General features: G+C 71.7%; 19 protein-coding genes. 9 read left to right on the top strand and 10 right to left on the bottom strand.

Annotation, left to right across the window (positions count from 1 at the left end; translation table 11 throughout):
* Positions 1-26: 26 nt before the first annotated feature.
* The 3 genes from ADK64_RS30285 to ADK64_RS30275 form a co-directional block, all read right to left on the bottom strand.
* Positions 27-1,265, bottom strand: a complete 1,239-nt coding sequence (locus tag ADK64_RS30285) for an MFS transporter (RefSeq protein ID WP_078992922.1) — start codon at positions 1,263-1,265, stop codon at positions 27-29.
* 98 nt (positions 1,266-1,363) lie between these two features.
* Entirely contained in the window at positions 1,364-2,542 is a 1,179-nt protein-coding gene (locus tag ADK64_RS30280; protein WP_199829746.1) for a hypothetical protein, read from the bottom strand.
* A 246-nt stretch (positions 2,543-2,788) separates the two neighbouring features.
* Positions 2,789-3,379 carry a cysteine hydrolase family protein gene (locus ADK64_RS30275; RefSeq protein WP_053664106.1) on the bottom strand — a complete coding sequence of 197 codons (591 nt, stop codon included), beginning with the start codon at positions 3,377-3,379 and terminating at the stop codon, positions 2,789-2,791.
* 143 nt (positions 3,380-3,522) lie between these two features.
* On the opposite strand from ADK64_RS30275, the gene ADK64_RS30270 reads away from it, so the two are divergent.
* The gene (locus ADK64_RS30270) at positions 3,523-4,518 is read left to right on the top strand and encodes a GlxA family transcriptional regulator (RefSeq protein ID WP_053664104.1); all 996 of its coding nucleotides are present in this window, start codon (positions 3,523-3,525) and stop codon (positions 4,516-4,518) included.
* A 23-nt stretch (positions 4,519-4,541) separates the two neighbouring features.
* Here ADK64_RS30270 and ADK64_RS30265 read toward each other — a convergent pair whose 3' ends face one another.
* A complete protein-coding gene (locus tag ADK64_RS30265; protein ID WP_199829745.1) occupies positions 4,542-5,327 on the bottom strand; it encodes a hypothetical protein in 786 nt (261 codons plus the stop codon).
* A gap of 120 nt (positions 5,328-5,447) precedes the next feature.
* On the opposite strand from ADK64_RS30265, the gene ADK64_RS30260 reads away from it, so the two are divergent.
* Entirely contained in the window at positions 5,448-5,636 is a 189-nt protein-coding gene (locus ADK64_RS30260) for a hypothetical protein (RefSeq protein ID WP_159046368.1), read from the top strand.
* A gap of 121 nt (positions 5,637-5,757) precedes the next feature.
* Here the strand turns inward: ADK64_RS30260 and ADK64_RS30255 are convergent, their stop codons facing one another.
* Together ADK64_RS30255 and ADK64_RS30250 are read right to left on the bottom strand one after the other, a co-directional pair.
* Positions 5,758-6,900, bottom strand: a complete 1,143-nt coding sequence (locus ADK64_RS30255) for an RNA polymerase sigma factor (RefSeq protein WP_053664101.1) — start codon at positions 6,898-6,900, stop codon at positions 5,758-5,760.
* Positions 6,901-6,908: 8 nt separating this feature from the next.
* Positions 6,909-7,316: a YciI family protein gene (locus ADK64_RS30250; RefSeq protein ID WP_053664099.1), complete on the bottom strand. Its 408-nt coding sequence runs from the start codon at positions 7,314-7,316 to the stop codon at positions 6,909-6,911.
* 162 nt (positions 7,317-7,478) lie between these two features.
* Between ADK64_RS30250 and ADK64_RS30245 the strand changes: the two genes are divergently transcribed.
* Complete coding sequence (locus tag ADK64_RS30245) at positions 7,479-8,093, top strand: 2'-5' RNA ligase family protein (RefSeq protein ID WP_107093129.1); 615 nt, start codon at positions 7,479-7,481, stop codon at positions 8,091-8,093.
* A 143-nt stretch (positions 8,094-8,236) separates the two neighbouring features.
* Here the strand turns inward: ADK64_RS30245 and ADK64_RS30240 are convergent, their stop codons facing one another.
* A complete protein-coding gene (locus tag ADK64_RS30240) occupies positions 8,237-9,544 on the bottom strand; it encodes an MFS transporter (protein ID WP_063789975.1) in 1,308 nt (435 codons plus the stop codon).
* Positions 9,545-9,653: 109 nt separating this feature from the next.
* Here ADK64_RS30240 and ADK64_RS30235 point away from each other — a divergent pair, with 109 nt between their 5' ends.
* A complete protein-coding gene (locus tag ADK64_RS30235; protein ID WP_053664095.1) occupies positions 9,654-10,172 on the top strand; it encodes a MarR family winged helix-turn-helix transcriptional regulator in 519 nt (172 codons plus the stop codon).
* Between the two features lie 60 nt (positions 10,173-10,232).
* Here ADK64_RS30235 and ADK64_RS30230 read toward each other — a convergent pair whose 3' ends face one another.
* A complete protein-coding gene (locus ADK64_RS30230) occupies positions 10,233-10,619 on the bottom strand; it encodes a hypothetical protein (RefSeq protein WP_053664093.1) in 387 nt (128 codons plus the stop codon).
* 89 nt (positions 10,620-10,708) lie between these two features.
* On the opposite strand from ADK64_RS30230, the gene ADK64_RS30225 reads away from it, so the two are divergent.
* Both ADK64_RS30225 and ADK64_RS30220 read left to right on the top strand, forming a co-directional pair.
* Complete coding sequence (locus ADK64_RS30225; RefSeq protein WP_234384754.1) at positions 10,709-12,025, top strand: MFS transporter; 1,317 nt, start codon at positions 10,709-10,711, stop codon at positions 12,023-12,025.
* Between the two features lie 136 nt (positions 12,026-12,161).
* On the top strand, positions 12,162-12,563 hold the full coding sequence (locus ADK64_RS30220; protein WP_234384753.1) for a PPOX class F420-dependent oxidoreductase: 402 nt from the start codon (positions 12,162-12,164) through the stop codon (positions 12,561-12,563).
* Between the two features lie 250 nt (positions 12,564-12,813).
* Here the strand turns inward: ADK64_RS30220 and ADK64_RS30215 are convergent, their stop codons facing one another.
* Positions 12,814-13,650, bottom strand: a complete 837-nt coding sequence (locus ADK64_RS30215; protein WP_053664088.1) for a YhjD/YihY/BrkB family envelope integrity protein — start codon at positions 13,648-13,650, stop codon at positions 12,814-12,816.
* A gap of 412 nt (positions 13,651-14,062) precedes the next feature.
* Here ADK64_RS30215 and ADK64_RS30210 point away from each other — a divergent pair, with 412 nt between their 5' ends.
* Positions 14,063-15,385, top strand: coding sequence for a hypothetical protein (locus ADK64_RS30210; protein ID WP_053664086.1), 1,323 nt, complete (start codon positions 14,063-14,065; stop codon positions 15,383-15,385).
* A 130-nt stretch (positions 15,386-15,515) separates the two neighbouring features.
* Here the strand turns inward: ADK64_RS30210 and ADK64_RS30205 are convergent, their stop codons facing one another.
* Complete coding sequence (locus ADK64_RS30205) at positions 15,516-16,001, bottom strand: hypothetical protein (protein ID WP_324614453.1); 486 nt, start codon at positions 15,999-16,001, stop codon at positions 15,516-15,518.
* Between the two features lie 278 nt (positions 16,002-16,279).
* On the opposite strand from ADK64_RS30205, the gene ADK64_RS30200 reads away from it, so the two are divergent.
* Both ADK64_RS30200 and ADK64_RS30195 read left to right on the top strand, forming a co-directional pair.
* Positions 16,280-16,723, top strand: a complete 444-nt coding sequence (locus ADK64_RS30200; protein ID WP_053664084.1) for a DUF7144 family membrane protein — start codon at positions 16,280-16,282, stop codon at positions 16,721-16,723.
* Positions 16,723-18,552, top strand: coding sequence for a glycoside hydrolase family 15 protein (locus ADK64_RS30195; RefSeq protein ID WP_053664082.1), 1,830 nt, complete (start codon positions 16,723-16,725; stop codon positions 18,550-18,552). Before ADK64_RS30200 ends, ADK64_RS30195 begins: the two co-directional genes overlap by 1 nt.
* The last annotated feature ends 218 nt before the right edge of the window (positions 18,553-18,770 follow it).

The raw sequence follows: 18,770 nt of genomic DNA, 5'->3' as shown, positions 1-18,770 counted from the left end.
CGGGGGCACCTCCCGTATCAGGGCAGTCAGCGGACGGCTTGCAGCTGGGGCAGGTCGCGGTCGCGGCCGGAGCCGGCCCCGGCCGCGACGAACGCGGGGCGGCCGGCGAGCAGCCCGGCGGCTGCCTCGGGGACGAGGAGGGCGAGCAGGAGCAGGAGCGGTATCCGCCAGCCGCCGGTGAGGCTGTGCAGGAGGCCGATCATCAGGGGCCCGGCGCCGGCGATCAGATATCCGCCGGTCTGGGCCATGCCGGAGAGGCGGGCGGCGATCTGTGGGGTGGGGGAGCGCAGGCTGAGCAGGGTGAAGGCGAGCGGGAAGGCGCTGCCGGTGGCGAGGCCGAGCACGCAGATCCACAGCCATCCGGCGTGGGGCGCGAGGAGCAGGCCGGTCAGGGCTGCGGCCTTCGTCGCGGCGACGGCGGCCACGAGCGGGCGTTGGGTGGCCATGCGGGTGGCGAGAACGGGAACGGCCAGGCCGAGGGGAATGCTGATGATCTGCACGGCCGACACCATCATCCCGGCCTCGGCCGGCCGGTAGCCGTCGGCGTGCATGATCTCCGGCAGCCATGCCATGAGGGCGTAGAACATCAGGGAGACCAGGCCGAGGAAGGCGGCGACCGCCCAGGCGAGCGGAGAGCGGATCAGGGACACCGTGGCGTCGGGTGTGCTCGGCCGGCTGTGGGCGCGGCGCCGGTGGCCGCGTACGGCGAGTGGCCCCCAGGCGAGTGCGGCCAGCAGGGAGGGCAGCGCCCAGGCGGCGAGCGCGGTGCGCCAGCCGGCGGCGTCGGCGAGGGGGATGGCGAGGGCGGCGGCGAGGGCCCCGCTGGCGGCCATGAGCATCATCGCCACACCGGTGAGGGAGCCGACGCGGGCGGCGAAATGGCGTTTGATGACGGCGGGCAGCAGGACGTTGCCGGCGGCGATCCCCGCACCGGCGAGGACCGTGCCGGTGAACAGCGTCAAGGGGGAGGGCAGGGCCCGGAGGAGGATGCCCAGGGTGAGGAGGGCGAGGGCGGCGGTGATGGTGGTCTCGGTGCCGATGCGGCGGGCGATCGGCGGCGCGAGGGAGGCGAAGACGCCGAGGCAGAGCACGGGCAGCGTGGTCAGGATGCTGACCTGGGTGCCGGAGAGGTGGAAGGCGTCCTGCAACTGGCTGAGGACGGGGGAGATGCCGGTGATGGCGGCGCGCAGGTTGAGCGCGAGGAGGACCAGGCCGCCAAGTGCCCAGAGTCTGGCCGCGCGATGAATGACGCGTGAGTTTTTCACTGTTTCCCTTGGAAATGCCCGAAGGCTTCCCCCTGCCGGAGACGGTGTCTCCGGGTTCGGGGGAAGCCTTCGGGGCGTGGTGCCGGGGTTGCGGCGGGTCAGACGAGGGCCGGGGTGGCGGCCGACCGGTTGTGGAAGGGGCAGACGAGCTGGTTGGCCTGGCCCTTGGTGAGCGCGGCGGCGCCGGACGCGCCGGTACCGGCTCCGCCGAGGAGCTGGAGGATCTCGGTGGACAGCAGATCCTGCCTGCCCTTGAGGGCGTCGGCGGTGGTCTGGTCGGTGGAGAACACCATCTCGGCGGCGATGTTGTCCATGACGATGCGGGCGAGGTTGTCGAGGGCGACGGCCACCGGGTCGGCGGCGGACTGCGCGGTCATGAGGTCGATCAGATGGGAGCCGACCTTGTCCTGGTTCATGAAGTTCTTGATGATGATGCTGTTCTGGTTCAGCTCGTAGGTGGTCCACAGGGACAGCACCACCACGTACAGGCCGGACCAGGCGGCGTCCCCGACCTTCTGGCGCCAACGGGTCATCAGGTCGCTGACGCCCTGGATCTGCACCTTGGACGACCAGTACATGTTCGTGCGGATGCTCGGGTACACGGAGCCGGAGAAGTCCTCGAAGGCCTTCATGTCGAACTCGCGCCTGCTGATCGTGGCGGCGATGTAGTCGTGGGCCTTGTCGAGGATGAACGCGCAGGAGTCCTGCAGATCGGCCGGGAGCTTGGCGTCCGCGAGGGTCTTGCGGGCGGTGTCCAGGGTGGCGGAGAACGTCTGGAGCGGGGTGATCCAGCTCGTGTCCTTCGGGCCGTTGAAGGCGACCATGGCCAGATCGTGTGCGTCGGTGTAGGGGGCCTGGGCCGGCGGAATGTAGTTCGGGTCCAGAGAGGGCGCGCAGATGGAGTAGATGCCGAGCGGGGTGTGGGCGATGGACTTGGCCAGCTCGAACACCTCGTCGACGGGCTTGACCGTCTCCAGTACGGTCCCGTTGTTCACGAGGTAGTACGTGCCGCCGACCATGTCGTTGTTGACGATGACGACCGGGCCGAGGTGCTTGCTCAGGTTGCCGCGCAGGGTGTCGTAGTTGGTGCGCATGCCGGTGTCGACCGCACGGATGTTGTCGCGAGCGGCCTTCTTCCGGGCGGCCTCGGCGGTGCTGGTGTCGGGAGTTCCGCCGTCGGCGTTCGCGGTGCCGGACGCGGCGAGGTTGGTGAAGGCGGCGGTCGCCGCGGTGGCGGCGCCGGCGGCGAGAACGGTTCTGCGGTTGGGTATGGGCACTTCCTGTCATCCCCCTCTGGAATGGACGCGCGGCATCCCCGTGTACGCGCGTTGTGTGGTGTGGTGCTTGTCCCCCGGCGGGCACACGTTTTCGGCCATTTCGGCGGTGCGCCCCGATCGATCACAGGTGCGATCACAGCAACATCCCGCCCCGCACGACGGGGATGGCCGCGCCGCCGCGGAGAGCGGATCGCGCGGGGGGCAAGTGTTCTTCTCCGCGGCGGAGTTCGGTGTTCCGGTCTGCCGTCAGCCCAGGACGTCGGCGGACGGGACGACGACGCCGTACAGGTCGGCGATCGTCGCGAGAGCGCCGTGGTGGAGCTGGGCGGCCGACACCTCCGCGACGTCGGTCTTCAGGGACCTGGTGGCGGTGGCGTCGGCGACCACGGTGGGCCTGTTGCCGCGCAGGAACGCGCCCTGGGCGGTGAACGCGATGCACATGTGTGTCATGAAGCCGGCCAGGATCAGGTCGGTGTTCCCGGCCTCGTCCACCAGCTCGCCGAGGTCGGTGCCGTGGAACGCGTTCGGGGCCTGCTTCGTGACGACCGGCTCACCGTCGATCGGGGCGACCCGCTTGTGGATCTGCCCGACCTCGGCGTTGAGGTCGTACGGGCTGCCCTCGCCGCCGTCGTGCCGGACGTGAATGACCTTCGCACCGGCGGCGCGGGCGTCTTCCAGCAGCTCGGACGCGCGGTCCAGGGCGGTCGGCCAGCCCTCCAGCTCCATCACGCCCCGGGTGTAGGTGTTCTGGACGTCGATCAGGACCAGCGTGGAGTTCGCGAGCACCGCCGGGGTCTGGTCGAGAGAGCTGAGGTCACGCAGGGTTTTCGAAGGCACAACTGCCCCTTGTCGTAAAGATCATGTGGAGATTTTCGGCCAACTGTGTGGGCGGAGTAGACGCTACGATCCGGCCAGGTCGGCGGCAATGTCGTAAAACTTGCAGAACCTGACATGCCGCCCGGACACCCGGGGGGAACCGAATGAGCCAGATTCGAAGACTCGTCGTCATCGTGCTGTTCGAGGGCGTCGACCTGCTCGACGTCACCGGACCACCGGAGGTCTTCGCGCTCCTGCGCCGCGAGATGGACGGCGATCCCGGCTATGACGTCGCGCTCGCCGCCGAAACCCTGCAACCCGTCACCACGTCCGCCGGAGTTCGCATCGTCCCCGACCTGACGCTCGACGACGCCGCCCGCCGCCGCATCGACACCCTCCTCGTCCCCGGCTCCGTCGAAGTCGACCACCGCCGTCAGGTCCACGCCCTCGTGGACCCCGCGGTCGTCGCCCGGGTCGAACAGCTCGCCGCTCGTTCGCGCCGTATCGCCTCGGTGTGCGTCGGCGCGCACCTGCTCGCCGCGGCCGGACTCCTGGACGGCAAACGGGCGACCACCCACTGGTCGACCGCGCCGCAGCTCGCCGCCGACCACCCGGCCGTCGAGGTCGACGCCGACCCGATCTTCATTCGCCAGGGCAACGTCTGGACCGGCGCAGGTCTGACCGCGTGCCTCGACCTGTCCCTGGCCCTGGTCGCCGAGGACTTCGGAGAGCCCGCCGCCGTCGCCGTCGCCCGCCAGCTCGTCATGTACCTCAAACGCCACAGCGGCCAGAGCCAGTTCAGCGTGCCTCTCGAAACCGGCCCCACCTCCCGCCGCATGGACGACCTGCGGCTCCACATCAGCCAGAACCTCACCCGGCCACTGTCCGTCGCCGACCTCGCCACGCACGCGAGCATCGGTGAACGCCACCTCAGCCGCCTCTTCCGCGACGAACTCGGCACCACACCCGGCGCCTACGTCGAGTCCGTACGCCTCGAAGCCGCCCGGGCCCGACTGGAGACCACGGACGACACCCTCGACCGCATCGCCGCCCTCAGCGGCTTCAACACCATCGACACCCTGATCCGCGTCTTCCGCCGCCGCCTCAACACCACCCCCAGCGACTACCGCAAACGGTTCCGGCACGTCCCGGCGCCCTGAACCCGAAGCGGCGGAACGGCCGGTCAGCGCGTGGTGCGGGAGCCGTGGCCGCTCGTGAGCACGGCCACGGCGGCGAGCAGGGCCAGGACGACACCGGTGAACCACGTCGTCGCCGCGGTCACGGTCATCGAGCGGCTGGCCACGCCCAGGCCGACGGGGAACAGGGCCAGGCCCAGGTAGCAGGCGAGGAAGAGACCCGCGAGGGCTTCACCGCGCCGGGCCGCGGCGGCCGTACCGGCCACAAGGCCGACGGCAGACTTGAACAGTACCCCGGCCCCCGCACCGGCGGTGAGCACGAAGACCGGCAGGCCGGTGACGTGCAGGGCGACCGCGAGGAGGGTCATCCCCGCGGCCTGGGCGAGCAGGCCGACCGTCCACCGGGTCCGGTCGCGAAGGCGGCCGGTGAGAACCTGGGCCGCCGCGGCGGCACCGAACACGGTGAACACGATCAGCCCGGCCAGCGCGTGGGAGGGGTGGTGCAGGGTCCCGCTGACGAACCCGGGGGCCACGGACGCGAACAGGCCGAAGACGGCCATGGACGCGAACCCCGCCGCTGCCGCGCCCGGGTATCCCCGCTCGCCCAAGGCGGCGCCGACCCGCTGGGGCCGGTACGACGGCCGGACCGCCGGCTTGCGTACGGTCTCCGGAGTCAGGGCGATGGCGGCGACGCCCGTCAGGAGCAGCACGCCGAAGACCGCGTACGGCAGGTGCAGCGGCGCGCCCAGGTACTGGGCGAGCACCCCCGCGGCGAGCGGGCCGAGGCCCAGACCGCCGACGTTGGCCGCGGTCGACACGAGCGTCAGTGACACGGACCGCCCGCGCCACCCTGCCGGCAGCCGGGCAGCTGCGCGCGGCGGTCGACCTCGTCCGGGGCGAGCCGTGCGGCGAGACCACGGTCGGCGTGACGCAGGGGGCTCCACCCCCGCCCCTTGGTGCCGCAGGCACCCGAGTGGACGCTCGGGGTCGTCCAGCCCCGCGGCCTGCCGCCGTCCGCGGCCGCCGCCGAGCCGGGCGTGGCCCGGGCGACGGTCCGCGCTGCGGCAGTCGGCACTCGCGTCTCGGCCTCGCCTGCCGTGATGACCGGGCGGGGCTTCTACGACCACCACCGCGAGGGCTGACCGCGAACGAGCCGCGAGACGTGGTCACCGGCACACGGCACTCGCCGGCACTCGACGGTTTCCGGGGCACGGCCGCGGCTCACGTCGGGCCACGTGCCGCGGGGAGTCCGAGCACGACCCCTCAGCGGCGGCGGGCGTTGAGCCGGGCCGCCTGGCGCGTCAGGTAGTCGCGCTCGGCGCGGGCGGGTGCCTTCTGGGCCGCCTCGGCGTACAGCCGTGCCGCCGTCGCCAGGTCGCCGTCGCGCTCGTGGAGGTACGCCGACACCGCGGCGTAGCGGGGCAGCGAGTCGTCCAGCGGTGCGAGCGCCGCCAGCCCCGCGCGCGGTCCGTCGGCCTCGCCGACGGCCACTGCGCGGTTGAGGCGAACGACCGGGCTGTCGGTCAGGCGGGCCAGCTCGTCGTACCACTCGACGATCTGCACCCAGTCGGTCTCCCCGGCGGTGGGCGCGTCGGCGTGGAGCGCCGCGATGGCGGCCTGGGCCTGGAACTCGCCCAGCCGGTCGCGGGCCAGGGCCGCCTGCAGGATCTCCACACCCTCCGTGATCGACTGGGTGTCCCACCGGCTGCGGTCCTGTTCGGCGAGCGGCACCAGGCTGCCGTCGGGTGCGATCCGGGTGGCCCGCCGGGCGTGGTGGAGCAGCATGAGGGCCAGCAGCCCCGCCACTTCGGGGTGATCGATCGCGGCCGCGAGTCGCCGGGTGAGCCGGATGGCCTCGGTGGCGAGGTCGACGTCGCCGGAGTAGCCCTCGTTGAAGACCAGATAGAGCACGCGCAGCACGGTGGCGACGTCGCCGGGCCGGTCGAACCGCACGCCGGAGACGGTGCGCTTGGCACGGCTGATGCGCTGCGCCATCGTCGCCTCGGGCACCAGGTAGGCCTGCGCGATCTGACGGGTGGTCAGCCCGCCGACGGCGCGCAGCGTGAGGGCGACCGCGGACGACGCCGTCAGCGACGGGTGGGCGCACAGGAAGTAGAGCTGGAGCGTGTCGTCCACGGCGGGCGCGGGCCCGGGCGCCGGTTCCTCGTCGACGAGGTCCTCACGCCGGCGGCGGGCGGCGTCCGCCCGGGTCGCGTCGAGGAACCGGCGCCACGCCACGGTGACCAGCCAGCCCTTCGGGTCTCGCGGCGGGTCGGCCGGCCAGACGCGCACGGCCTCGACCAGCGCGTCCTGCACGGCGTCCTCGGCCGCCGCGAAGTCGGCTCCGCGGCGGACGAGGATCCCGAGCACGCCCGGCGTGAGGCTCCTCAGCAGGACCTCGTCCATCGATGTGGTCACTCCGTGATGGTGGGCGGCTCGGTCAGGAAGGGGCGCAGTTCGAGCCACTCGTGGATCGGCCTGCCGCCCGCGCCGGGGGCCGCCGACAGTTCTCCGGCCAGCTCGACCGCGCGCTCGTAGGTGTCGACGTCGATCACCATCCAGCCGGCGATGAGGTCCTTGGTCTCGGCGAACGGGCCGTCGGTGACCGGCGGGCGCCCCTCACCGTCGTACCGGACGAACGTGCCCTGGGGAGCGAGCGCCTGACCGTCGACGAACTCGCCGGTCTTCTCGAGCCGGGCCGCGAAGTCGTTCATGTACTGCACGTGCGCGGAGATCTCCTCCGGCGTCCACTGGTCCATCGGCACGTCGTTGACCGCAGCCGGAGCGCCGCGGTAGTGCTTGAGCAGCAGGTACTTGGCCATCGTGGTTCTCCTCGGTGCTGGTGCGACCCATTGTGGTCGCGTTCACCACTGGGACGGAGCCGGCCACGGGTTCTCGACATCGCCGGCCGAAGATTTTTCTCCGACCGGGTCGTCACGGCAGGTGGTCCACCGCGCCGCGGACGACCTCGTGCCCTGTTCCGCATGAATCATGGCAGTGTGGACGGAAACCAGATTTTCGGTGAGGGCGAGCCGATGGACGCGCTCGAAGTGGCGCGGACACCCAGGACGGCGGTGGCGTGGCTGCCGCCGCAATCGCTCTGGCCGGTGATCCAGGACATCCGCTGGGAGCACGATCCGCAGGTACGGCGGTGGCCGCCGCACGTGAATCTGCTGTTCGGCTTCGTACCGGAGGAGGAGTTCGCGCGGGCCGTGCCGCTGCTCTCCGCGGCCGCGGCGCAGAACCCGGCGTTCACCGCGCGTCTGGCCGGCGTGCGGTACTTCCGGCATCGGTACGACGCGACGGTGTGGCTCGATCCGGCAGCGGCGGGCCTGGCACCGTGGGCCCGTCTCCAGGGGGCGCTCGAGCTGCGGTTCCCGCTGTGCCACGGGCGCGGTGGCCGCTTCACCCCGCATCTCTCCCTCGGCCGCGCACGCGACCCGCGGCGACTGGCCGCCGAGTGCGCTGCGCGGCTCGGCACTCTGTCGGCGGTGGTGGAGGAGGTGGTCGTGCTCAGCCGTCGGGGCGAGGAACCCATGCGGCCCCGGGCCGTGATCACGCTGGGCACCGGCGAGGCCCGCCGCCTGCCGGAGCGCTGAGGCGGCCGCCGTCGGCCCTCGGTGACCGGCCGGGCGTCTTCGGCGAGGGGCCGGGCCGGCATCGGCTCCGATCCGGCGGCGTCGAGGTCCCGGTCGGACTCACGCGCGGTACCGGTCCCTGGCGAAGACCGCACCAGGCGCGGTCACCCGGTGCGTCCGTGCTGGTGCTCGGTCGATGCGTGCGCCGGTTCGGTCGAGTGCTCTTCGCCGTGATGGTTCTCGGGTGAGTTCGCGCGGGTGAGCGGGGTCGCTACTCCGTCGGTGGCGGTGAAGCGGCGGACGCCCGGTACGGCCGCGGTTCCGGTGCAGGCCAGGCCCACCGCGATCGCGGCGGCCCACAGGGGAGCCCGTGGGCCCCACGCGTCTGCCGCGAGCGGGGCGAGGACGTAGCCGAGGGGCGTGGCGCCCAGGGAGAGCAGCCAGTCGTACGACGTGACGCGGGCGAGCACCTTGGGCGGGATGGCGGCCTGGACGGAGGTCTCCCAGACGGGGTTGAGGAAGCCGAGGCCGGCCAGGGCGAGGCCGTAGGCGACGATGACGGCGACGGCTGGGGCGCCGGCTGCGAAGAGGGCGAGCGGCAGTGCGTATGTCGCGATGCCCAGGTTGGCCACCAGGATCGGCCGACGAGGGCGGGCACGTCCGGCGAGGAGGGAACCGAGCAGCAGTCCGACGGCGCCGGCCTGGAGGATGGCCACCCAGGTGCCCTCACCGCCCAACTGCCTTACGGCCAGGGCGGGTCCGAGCGTCGACAGCACGGCCGCGGCACCGTTCCAGACGGCGTGCGCGATGAGGCTCGTCCAGTACCAGTCACGGCTGCGGACCTCCTGCCAGCCCTCCACGAGGTCGACCCGCAGCGAGCCGCGCTCTCCCGGGAGGTGGGCGATGCGGATCAGGGCGAGACTGGCCGCGCTGACGGCGAAGGACGTGGCGTCCACGATGAACGCCCACCCGGGTCCGGCGGTCAGGATCAGCGCTCCTGCCAGGGCCGGGCCGCCGAAGCCGGTGGTACTGCTGACCACGCCGAGCGCGGAGTTGGCGGCCTGCCGGTCCTCCTCTCGCACCGTGCCGGTGATCAGCCGTGGCAGGGTCGGCATGGCGAACGCGGAGGCGGCGCCGCCGACCGACGAAGCGAGTGCGATCTGCCACAACTCGGCTGTGCTGCCGAGGAGTTGGATGCCCACCCAGAGTTGTGCGGCACACCGGACGAGATCGGTGCCGAGTGCCACCGTGCGGGCGTTGAACCGGTCCGCGACGACTCCGCCGAGGGGCAGCAGCAGAAGCCGCGGGACCATCGCGCAACCGAGGACGAGTGCGAGGGCCGACGTGGACCCGGTGGCCCGCAACACGGCGAGGGAGAGTGCGGCGGGCACGACGGCGTCGCCGACGAGGGACAGCGACCGTCCGAGGAAGAGCAGCCGGAAGGCGCGGTTGTGCAGCAGTCGGTAGGGCATGGCGGCGAATGTATTTCGATGCCAAAGATTCGTCAACGAAATATATGGCAGCGAAATATGAGGTGCCGAAATATCTGAAGCCGAAGCGCCACGCCGTACCCTGGGAGACATGGAGCGGACGAAGCCCACAGGGCACGACCGGACGGATGAGCACGTCACCCGCTGGAAGACGGTGCTGCCCGACCTCGACCCTGACATCGAGGGCGCGGTGACCCGGATGCAGAAGATCACCTCGCATCTCGGCAAGGTTCGGGAGCGGTCGCTGGTCAACTACGAACTGGAACGCCACGAGTTCGAAACCCTGCACAGGCTCGCCGCCCGCGCGGGCCGGGCGGCCCCGTCCGAACTCGCCGCCGATCTCGACCTCGCCCCGGCGTCGGTCACCGGCCGCCTCGACGCCCTGGAGCGCCGCGGCTTCGTGCGCCGCACGCCGTCGAAGACGGACCGGCGCCGCGTCGACGTCGAACTGACCGAAGCCGGCCGTGCGATCTGGCTGGGCGCGATGGACGTGCTCGGTGACGAGGAATACCGGCTGCTCGGCACTCTCTCGCGCGAGGAACGCCGCACCCTGTCCGACCTGCTGCGCCGCGTCGCTCTCGCGGCGGAGGCACCCGGCCGGCGGTCCTGACGGCCGGCGGTCGAGCCTGTCCGGGCCGACCGTGGCGCCCGGGCCCGGCACGTCCGGGGCTCAGGCGGGCGTGTCCATCCGCTGGGCGCCGATGACCTTGAGGAGTTGCAGGTTCCGGTAGGCGCTGGAGCCCGGTTCGGCGGTGAAGAGCACTACTTGCTGCTCGCGGTCCGGCACGGTGAGGAGGTCGAAGTCCAGCTCGATCGGGCCGACCTGCGGGTGCTGGAAGACCTGCCGGGCATGGTGGTCGATTCCGAGCTCCTGGGAATTCCAGAGCCGGGCGAAGTCCTCGCTGCCGGCCAGGAGTTCGGCGATGAGCGGGCGGACCTCGGCCCTGTCCGGGTAGCGGGTGGTGGCCACCCTCGGATGGCTGACGGCACTGATCACGAGCCGCCGGTGGTCGTGCCTGATCGCGAACGCCCGGCAGGACGGAGTCGCCACCTGCATCGGCGACGGCAGGCGGTGCAAGCCGAAGTCTATCGATATCAAGTATCTTGATGTCGAGATTTGACCTACGGTGGAACGGGGGCCTCGCCATGCGAGGGGACAGGGACGGACTGATAGCGCAGCTGCGGCGGCCGCCGGGCGGGCGGGACGCGCGGATCATGCTGCTCGCGCAGTGCGTGGACCGGACCGGGACGGGGGTGTGGGCGGCGGCCTCGGTGCTGTACTTCACCTTCGTGAGCCGGCTGGACGCGCGCCAGCTGGGGCTGCTGCTGGGGGTGGGGGCGATCGCGGGGATCGCCGGGTCACCGCTCGCGGGCCGGGCCGCCGAACGGCTCTCCGTGCGCGCCCTGCTGATCGGCTGTCATCTGCTGCGACTGGGTACCATGCTCCTGCTGCTGGTCGCCGACGACTTCGCCGCGCTGCTGTCCGTGGTCGCTCTCACCTGCCTGGGGGAGCGAGCGGCGAAGACCCTGGAGATGCTCTTCGCCACCCGGGTCGCGGGCGAGCGGCGATCCACCTACCAGGCGCTGTTCCGTAGTGTGGCCAACGCCGGATACGCGATCGGCGCGGGCATCGCCGCGCTCGGCCTCGGCGTGGGCACCGCGAACGCCTACCGTGCTCTGATCCTGGCCAACGCGCTCTCCTTCGTCCTGGCCGCCGCACTGGTCTGGCGGACCCGGGAGCCGGTCGGCCACGGCCTGGTCGTGGCGCAGAACGACAGCAGTACCCCTGGCGAACCGTCGTCCGCCCCCAGCCCCTGGCGGGACCACGGATACCTGCTCTTCGTACTGCTCGACATCCCCATGAACCTGGACGACTCGGTTCTCAACGTCGGCCTGCCGTTGTGGCTCGTGCATCACACCAGCGCGCCGCACGCAGTGGTCCCCGCCTTCCTGGTGGTCAACACCGTGCTCGTCGTGGTCCTCCAGCTCCGGGTCTCGGCCCGGGCCGAAGGGGCGCGCGGAGCGGCTGCGGCAGTGGGCTGGTACGGCATGACCTTCCTCGCCTGCTGCCTGGTACTGGCGACCGCCACCGGCGGCAGGGCCTGGTCGGCCTCATTCGCCATGCTGGGAGCCGCGATTCTGGTCACCCTGGCCGAACTGTTGCGCTCGGTGAGTTCCTGGGAGCTGGCGGTCAGCCTGGCTCCGCCGCGTGCCCGGGCTTCCTACCTGGGAGTGGCCGGGATGTCCCAGTCGGTGCAGAAGTCGGTGGGTCCGCTGCTGCTCACCGGTGCGGTGATGACGGCCGGTCCGGCGGGCTGGCTGGCCCTGGGTGCGGTGGTCACCGGGCTGAGCCTGGTGCAGCGACGGACCGGCCTGCGTCGACTGGCGACCCTCGCCGGCCCGGCCGCGCCCCGACAGGCGGCCGGCGCGGCGAGGGTCGCCAGTCGGGCCGACCAGTCATAGGAGCTATGGAGCCATGCAGCCGTGCAGGCGCGGTGCAGTTGGTGGTCGTCGGTCTCAGGGGGGAGGGGAGGGCCGGTTCCGTTGCCGGGGCTACCGTTGCTCCAGCCCCCTTCGTGCCGACCCCGGGAGAGCCCCCGTGCCCGTGCCCCTCGACGACGACCTGGTAGCGCTGCTGCGCCGCCCCAGCACCTGCTACATCGCTACGACGATGCCTGACGGTTCGCCCCAGCTCACCCAGACCTGGGTCGACACCGACGGCGAGCACGTCCTGATCAACAGCGTCGAGTCGCATCAGAAGACCCGGAACATCGCGCGTGACCCGCGGGTGGCCGTCGCGGTCGCCGACCCTGCGGAACCGTCCTCCTACATCCAGATCCGCGGCCGTGTCGTGCGCGTGACCACGGAGGGCGCGGTCGACCACATCGAGACGCTCGCGCAGAAGTATCTCGGCGGGCCCTACCCCTGGTTCGGCGGTCGTGACCAGGTTCGGGTGATCTATGTGATCCGACCGGAGCGGATCAGCGGACCTGGCCGCTGACGTTGGTGAGGCGCGTGTCTCCCGTCCCGATCCCCACCCTGCCGATCCCGGCGGAGGTGAGCCGGGGCGTCACAGACCCGCGTCGCGCTCGGAGAACGCGCGGACACCGCCCAGGGCCAGTGCCGTGACGATCTTTTCCCCGGGGCTCCCTCCTTGGCCCCGCCCGAGTTGCCCGGCGCGGGTTGGGCACCACAGGTGTCCGGTCGGCATGTCGCACCAGCTGTCCTGGCCGGAGGCCGTCCGACCAGGGCTACGATCCCCGCTTCGCCGCCAGATACCTGCTCAGTGGCGGCTCCTGGGCCAGCACCGCTCCGATGGTCACCGCGAAGGTGATCGCGGCGGACAGGACGATCAGCCAGGACAGCAGGGCGAGGACCATGCCGAAGGAGCCGTACTCGTTCAGGGAGCGGTTGAGGGCACCGGGCATGTACAGCCGTGCGGTCAGGCTGAGCGCGGTCGTGGCGGCCGAGGCCAGCAGTGCGCCCGGCAGGAGCGTCAACCAGGGAACGCGGCCGGCCAGCAGCAGGTGCTGCGTCCCCAGCCAGATCCCGATGCCCACCAGGAAGACGAGAGGGGCACCGAGCCAGAGGCCGGAGCCGAAACCGTTGCGGACCGGCCCTTGGAGAAGGACGACCAGCACCAGTGCGAGCAGCCAGACCACCCAGCGCCAGGCGGCGATTCGGGTGCCCAGCCTCGGCAGACGCCAGGCGCGCTCGCAGACCCGGGCCATGGCACGGCTGAAACTGGTCGCGGAGATCAGGGTGATGAGCAGGCCGACGGCCCCGCTCGTGTCCCGTAGGGCCGTGTCGGTGGACGGGGTGAGAACCTGTTGCACCTGCTGGTCGGCAGGGCCGGTGAGACCGAACAGGGCCCGCAGCGACTCGCTGAGCTGCTCGCGGACGGCCTGCGGGGTGAACGCCGCGATCGCGAACAACAGAGGTACGCAGGCCAGGAATGCCTGAGCCGCCAGCCTCGTGGCCGCGTCCAGCAGGTTCGCGGACAGCAGGCGGCTCGTCAGCGCGGTGACGACGGGGAAACGCCGTTCGGCGTCGGCTCGCAGACGCACCAGCCGTGCCGTCCACGACATACCGCCTCCCGACCGCGTGCCGCCCTGTCGTAGGACAGTCAAAGCGGCCCGACACGTGGGCGGCGAGCGGGGCGGGCCCGATCGGGCGCGCTCAGCCGTCACGGGGGGGCGCGAGGGCAGGCAGCCCGCCCAGGCCCTGTGGACCGGTCGGTTCGGCGGGGGTCCGGCAGCATGGCGGCGGTCAGCCGCTCCAGAGAGCGTTCCGGCGTTCGATCACCGGACCTCGTCGGTCCTCGGGAGCCGGCCAGGAGCGGGTCGGGCAGTGCGTGCAGCGGCCCGGCCGACCGCGGGGGACGGAGCGCGTACGGCGGTGTCGGCGCCGCTGACCCGAACGGGCTACCCCTGGTCGCGTGGCCGCCCCGTTACAGGTCGGCTGAACAGACTTGGAGGTGGAGGCGGCGAGGAGGTACCGGTGGCTGACGGCGACGCACATCCGGAGGACCCTGCGGAACGGCCCGATCCGGAACAACCGCGGGCGCGGGCGGCGGCCCTCGAAGGCGAGCAGGCGCGGCCGCCCCGGCACCGCCTCACCTCCTTCCTCGCCGCTGTGCTCATCGTCGTCGGATGTGTCCTCGCCCCGCTCTCCGTCATCGCCGTGTGGGCGGCCGACGAGTTGGGCGACACCGACCGCTACGTGGCCACGGTCGCCCCGCTCGCCTCGAACCCCGAGGTGCAGAACGCCGTGGCCAACAGGGCCACCGACGCGCTCATGACCCACCTCGACCTGCCCGCACTGCTCTCGGAAGCGGTCCCCCAGGACCGGCCCCGTCTGCAGAAGGCGCTGGGCGGCAGGCTCGGCGACTCGCTCGAAGAGGCCGTGCGCAGCTTCGTCCACGACAAGGCCCGGGCGGTCGCCGCGTCGGACGCCTTCAAGACCGTCTGGACCGACGCCAACCGCAGGATCCACAGCTCTCTCGACAAGGCCCTCACCGGCAGCGGCGGCGGCGCGGTCCAGCTGAAGAACGACACGGTCACTCTCGACCTCGCTCCCCTCATCGACCAGGTCAGAACGCGCCTCGTCGATGCCGGGATGTCCGTCGCCGCACACATCCCCACCGTGCACACCGACTTCACCCTCGTCAGATCCGAGCAGGTCGGCAAGGCGAGGACATACGTCCGGCTGCTCCAGCTCGCGGGCAACTGGCTGCCGGTGCTGGCCGTCGTGCTGATCGCCGCCGGCGTCCTGCTCTCGGTCCGGCGGCGCCGGGCCCTGGTCGCCGGCTGCCTCGGCGTCGCCGTCGCCACCGGGGTGCTCGGCATCGGACTGCGCGCGTTCCGCGTGATCTACCTGGACCGGCTGCCCGCCGACGTCTCCCAGGGCGCGGCCGGCGCCGTGTACGACGCGCTGACCCACTTCCTGCAGACCACCGTGCGCATGGTCGTGGCCCTCGGTGTCGTCATCGCCCTGGGCGCCTGGCTCACCGGCCCGGGCCGGCACGCGGGGCTCGTCCGACGGCTGTGGACCTCCGGCATCGGAGCGGTACGCGTCACCGCCGACCGCGCCGGTCTGCGCACCGGGCCGGTCGGTCCCTTCGTACGCCGTCACCGCACGTGGCTCACCTGGATCCTGGTGGCTCTGTCGTTGCTGGTCTACCTGTTGTGGTCGTACCCCACCGGCTGGGTGGTGGTCGGCATCGCCCTGTGCCTGCTGTTCCTGCTGGCCGTGGTGGAGTTCCTGGCGGCAGAGCCGTCGGCCTCGCCCGGCGAGCAGGCCGCGGCCGGGGCGTCCGCCTGACATGCGTCCGCCCCCGCCCGGCCGGTCAGCTCTCGTCCCCGCCACCAACGCGGGAGGCGGGCATGCGCGCCGGGCGTCCACACCACGCCAAGACCACGCCGGCCATGCCCATGCCGTGGCCGCTGCCGCGTCAATACCGCACAGCGGCACCGACCTCGGCCTGCACCGTTGCGGAGAGGTCGCGGGTGCTGCGCGCCGTCGCCGTGCCCGACGTGCCTGCCGCCACATCGGGGACCGTCACCACGACCACGTCCAGCAGATTCCCTCCCGAGTCCCGGAAGTCGACCTGAACGGCGAAGGACTTCTTCGCGTCCGTGGTGTTGTCCGCCGTCACCGTGACGGTGCTGCGCCCGCTGCCGTCCGTGCCCCTGGCGCCGAGCTTCACATCGGCCTTGGTGTCGATGCCGCCCTTGACCGAGTCGATTTCCCGGCGGGCCTCGGCGTTGGCCGAGGCCAGGGCATCGGCCGCCCCAGAGCCCACGGACGCGGCCGCGGAGGCCGCCTTGCTCGCGACGCCCGACGGAGTACCGGTGTGGTCCGAGCATCCGCTCGCGCAGAGGGCGACAGACGCCAACAGCACGGTCACCGTCGCACCCCGTCCCATGTCGCCCAGCACGCACCGGCCTCCCTGCCCCCGTGGTCGGTCAACTCTTGCGGTCCTCCGAGTGAAGTACCAGCGGCCGAAACCCGCATGTCCAGGTCCGGGCAGGCGGAGGCCCGACAGCACACGTGCGGCCCCGGGCCCAGCCGTGCGGTGGGCCACGGCAGCTCCCGGCACCCCTCACCCGAGCGGCGTAACGCCTGTGGCCGAGTCACCTGTCCGGCCCCACGGTCGAAAGGGCGAGGACGTGGCGCCCGAGGGCGCCGTCCGCCCCACGAGAACGGAGCGCCACCATGACCGCACAGCCCCACTCCGGACCGTCCTCCGGTGGCTACGGCCCGGGCCCCGCCCCGAAGAATTCCTGGGCCACCGGCGGCGCCACCTTCGCCGGCGTGCTGATGCTGTTGAACGGCATCCTGGCCATCTTCCAAGGCATCTCCGCGATCGCCGCGGACGACGTCTACGCCCGCATCGACCACTACGTGTACAAGGCCAACCTCACCGGCTGGGGCTGGATCCTGCTGGTTCTCGGTGTCATCGCCGCCGTCGCCGGCTGGGGCATCCTCTCCGGCGCCGCATGGGCACGCGCGGTCGGCATCGTGCTGGCCTCCCTGAGCCTGGTGGCCCAGTTCCTCTTCCTCCCGTACGCACCCCTGTGGTCCGTGATCATGATGGCCATCGACGTGTTCGTCATCTGGGCGCTCGCGGTCCACCAGCCGGAAGCCACGCGTCGCTGATGCGTCGCTATCCGCCCATCGCCGACCACGGCATGGTCGGCGACCTCCAGACGGCGGCCCTGGTCTCCTCCGAGGGAGTCGTCGACTGGTTCTGTTCGCCGCGCTTCGACTCGCCGAGCCTCTTCGCGGCACTGCTCGACCACGATCGCGGAGGCCACTTCGCGATCAGCGTGGCGGGCCCCGACGTCACCACCCGCCAGCTGTACCTCGCCGACACCGCGGTGCTCATCACCCGCTTCCTCACCCCGGACGGCGTCGGCGAGGTCGTCGACTTCATGCCGCCGAACCGCAGTGGGAGGGCCACGGACCGGCACCAGTTGGTCAGGGTCGTACGGGTGACCCGGGGCAGAATCCGCTTCAGCCTCTCCTGCCGTCCCCGCTTCGACTACGCCCGGGCCTCCCACCGGCTCGACCTGCGCGGTGACACGGCGCACTTCTCCGGCCCCGGCACCGACGCCCGCCTCCAGGTCACCGGAGCGGGCCCGATACACCTGGAGCGCGACGGCCAGGACGTCACGGCCGTCGCCGAGCTGGAGCAGGGACAGTCGGCAGCCGCCGTACTGACCGTGTATGCGACGGGCGGTGAGGCGCCCCCGGAACCGACCGAACGGAGCATACGTGCCGACTTCGAGGAAACCTGCGCCTACTGGTACCGCTGGATCCGGCGCAGCCGTTACCGGGGACGCTGGCAGGAGACGGTCAACCGCTCCGCGATCACCCTCAAGCTGCTCACCTACGCTCCCACCGGCGCACCCGTCGCGGCGCTGACCACGGGCCTGCCCGAGCAACTCGGGGGCGAACGCAACTGGGACTACCGCTACACCTGGGTACGCGATGCCTCCTTGTCCGTCCACGCCCTCTTCGGCCTGGGCTTCGCCGACGAGGCCCATGCCTTCCGCCGCTGGATCATCGAGCGGGTGCTGGCCGGCGGCACGGTCACCGGTGAACCCCTGCAGATCATGTACCGCGTCGACGGCGACCCCCACCTGGGCGAGGAGATCCTCGGCCAACTGGAGGGCTACGGCGGCTCGTCCCCCGTCCGGATCGGCAACGCCGCCGCCGACCAGCTCCAGCTCGACATCTACGGCGAGGCCGTCCACGCCCTCACCCACACCGACGACCTGGCCCACTTCATGGGCTACGACGGCTGGCGCGGCCTGTGTCGCGTACTGGACTGGCTGGTGAAGAAGTGGGACCGGCCGGACGAGGGCATCTGGGAGACCCGCGGCGGCCGGCAGGACTTCACCTACAGCCGTGTGATGTGCTGGACGGCCTTCGACCGTGGCATCCGCGTCGCTCACGAACTGGCCCGACCCGCCGACGTGCCCGTCTGGACCGAGGCCCGTGACACGATCCTCCGGCAGATCATGGACCGCGGCTGGAGCGAGCGCCGTAAGGCGTTCGTCCAGCGCTACGGCAGCGACGTCCTCGACGCCTCCCTGCTCCTCATGCCGGCGGTCGGTTTCATCACGCCACGCGACCCGCGCTGGCTGTCCACCCTCGATGCCATGGACGCGGAACTGGTCTCCGACAGCCTCGTCTACCGCTACGACCCCGGCGCGTCCCCCGACGGCCTGCGCGGCAGCGAAGGCACCTTCTCACTGTGCAGCTTCCTCTACGTCGATGCCCTCGCCCGCGCCGGCCGACTCGGCCAGGCCCGCTACGCCTTCGACAAGATGCTCACCTACGCCAACCACGTCGGCCTCTTCGCCGAGGAGATCGGTGCCAGGGGCGAGCAACTCGGCAACTTTCCCCAGGCGTTCACCCATCTCGCGCTCATCACGGCGGCCATGGCGCTCGACGGGGAGCTGGACCGCGCGGACTGGTGAACCGTGTGCTGCTTCCTGGGGGAGGGGCTGCTGCTGGGTCACGCAGTGGATTCCGCCGCCAGCGCGTTGCCGAGGTCGACGGAGTTCGGACCGTGCGGCGCGAGCCAGGGGGCGAGTAGCGCGGCGGGACTCAACAGGGCGACGAAGCCCAAGCAGAACAGCTGCCGCGGTGACCGCGCGGCCGCGGACCGCAGTGCGGCCAGACGGGTCGACGCGTC

Origin of the sequence: Streptomyces sp. MMG1121 (genome assembly GCF_001280015.1) — a bacterium.
GTDB lineage: Bacteria > Actinomycetota > Actinomycetes > Streptomycetales > Streptomycetaceae > Streptomyces.
The sequence above is the reverse complement of the archived record's forward strand: the minus strand, read 5'-3'. Positions and strand labels throughout refer to the sequence as shown.